1 protein-coding gene is annotated in these 360 nt (G+C 58.6%); it reads right to left on the reverse strand.

The window, feature by feature from the left end; translation table 11 throughout:
- Positions 1-43: 43 nt before the first annotated feature.
- The coding region (gene tnpB / locus FCK22_RS18070) for an IS66 family insertion sequence element accessory protein TnpB (RefSeq protein ID WP_211243595.1) at positions 44-360 on the reverse strand (317 nt) is incomplete at its 5' end.

The raw sequence follows: 360 nt of genomic DNA on the forward strand, positions 1-360 counted from the left end.
GCTTGATTTACGCCCAAATGGGCAGGCCTTTTGCGCCTCCGAGTCACTCTGCCGCAGCCGGTCTGCGGGGTTCTAAAGAGCGCACCCGGCGCCAGTCCAGCCCTGCAAAAAGCGCCTCGAATTGGGGACGGTTCAAGGTGATCACGCCATCTCGAATGGCGGGCCAAATGAAGCTGTTCTCCTCAAGTCGTTTGTAGGTCATCACGAGCCCGCTGCCGTCCCAGAACAAAATCTTCATCCTGTCGGCCCGTTTGGCGCGGAATACAAAGACTGTTCCGGTAAAGGGGTCTTGGGCCAATGCCGACTGCACCATCGAAGCCAATCCATCGTGTCCTTTACGGAAGTCCACCGGCCGCGTCG

Source organism: Sulfitobacter sp. 15WGC (genome assembly GCF_005068605.1).
GTDB lineage: Bacteria > Pseudomonadota > Alphaproteobacteria > Rhodobacterales > Rhodobacteraceae > Sulfitobacter > Sulfitobacter faviae.